Origin of the sequence: Leptolyngbya sp. AN10, assembly GCF_050565645.1 — a bacterium.
Taxonomy (GTDB): domain Bacteria; phylum Cyanobacteriota; class Cyanobacteriia; order Leptolyngbyales; family Leptolyngbyaceae; genus Leptolyngbya.
This window is the reverse complement of record NZ_JBNXVP010000102.1, coordinates 1-1,376: the sequence shown is the minus strand read 5'-3', so window position 1 is coordinate 1,376 and position 1,376 is coordinate 1. Positions and strand designations below refer to the sequence as shown.

Annotated in this window: 2 protein-coding genes; both read left to right on the top strand. The window is 51.2% G+C overall.

Annotation, left to right across the window (positions count from 1 at the left end):
* The first annotated feature begins 92 nt into the window (after nt 1–92).
* Nucleotides 93–653: a helix-turn-helix domain-containing protein gene (locus ACQ4M5_RS41710; RefSeq protein ID WP_430681684.1), complete on the top strand. Its 561-nt coding sequence runs from the start codon at nt 93–95 to the stop codon at nt 651–653.
* 25 nt (nt 654–678) lie between these two features.
* Nucleotides 679–1,344: a transposase gene (locus ACQ4M5_RS41705; RefSeq protein ID WP_430681683.1), complete on the top strand. Its 666-nt coding sequence runs from the start codon at nt 679–681 to the stop codon at nt 1,342–1,344.
* Nucleotides 1,345–1,376: the final 32 nt, after the last annotated feature.

Below are 1,376 nucleotides of genomic sequence, written 5' to 3'. Positions count from 1 at the left end.
CTAGTGCAAGAAAGCGGAAATAATTCTTCAGTTCTGGGGGCAGGCTTTAACTTTCCAGTAGCGTGAGAAGGTTAATTCCAATTGATCCTGTCATGCCAACCCCAAAAGCCAGTGTGATTGTACTTAGTGCAATGCAACAGCAAGTGTTAGAACAAATCGTGCGACAAACGACAAATCCATATCGACTGGTACGCCGAGCGCAACTGGTTCTTTCGGCAGCACGGGGATGCACGAACAGCGAAATTGCACAGCAATTGAATTTAGATCGCGGACAAGTGCGGCAGTGGCGGAGTCGCTGGCTAGATGCTCAAGCCCAGATGCTCAAGGTAGAAGCAGAAGCCGAGGCAGAAGCCGCGCTACGAACCCTGATTGTTGGGGTGTTTGAAGATGAAGCTCGACCGGGAACGCCTGCCCAATTCGCGCTTGAACAAGTGGTGCAGATTGTCGCTTTAGCCTGTGAAGATCCGCAATCGAGCGGGCGACCCATTAGCGAGTGGACGGTGCGAGAGTTAGCCGATGAAGCGGTGAGGCGTGGGATTGTTGAGCAGATCTCCCCACGCAGTGTGGGGCGTTTTTTAAAGCGAGGCACAACTGCAACCGCACCGGAATCGCTATTGGCTGAACGCTCAACCCGAAGACGCAGCCGAGTTTGAGCAACAGGTTAAAGCGATCTGCGAGTTGTATGAACACGCTCCAGCATTCGCAGCAGATGGCATTCATCTGGTCAGTACCGATGAGATGACGGGGATTCAAGCCTTAGAGCGAGCGGCTCCGACTCAACCGATGCGTCCTGGAAAATTGAAACGCCAAGAGTTTGAGTACATTCGACACGGAACCCTGAGTTTGATTGCCAATTGGCAAATTGCTTCCGGCGGCATTGGACAAGTTTCAATCGGAGCCACGCGCAATGAATTCGACTTTGCCAATCATCTTGCCAACACGATTGAAACCGACCCAGAAGCTAGTTGGATTTTTGTGCTAGACCAACTCAATACCCATCAATCTGCTTCCTTGGTTCGACTGGTGGCAGCTTGTTGCCAATTAGACCTGGATCTGGGCATCAAGGGCCAGTCGGGCATCCTACACTCGATGGCTTCGCGTTCTGCTTTCTTGAGCGATCCAACCCATCGCATTCGCTTGGTCTACGTGCCCAAGCATACCTCCTGGCTCAATCAGATTGAATGCTGGTTTAGCATTCTAGTCAGACGACTGATTCGACGTGGCAACTTTACTTCAACCGAGGATCTCAAGCAGCAGATTCAAGCCTTCATTCAGTACTTCAATTGCACGATGGCAAAGCCGTTCAACTGGAAGTTTCAGGGCTTTGAGCCGAAGCTCCAATAAGCTGCTGCTTTATTTTCGCCGATCTGCACTAG

Coding starts and splice junctions, on each gene's coding strand:
- ACQ4M5_RS41710 (WP_430681684.1), top strand. CDS start 93: ATGCCAACCCCAAAAGCCAGTGTGATTGTACTTAGTGCAATGCAACAG.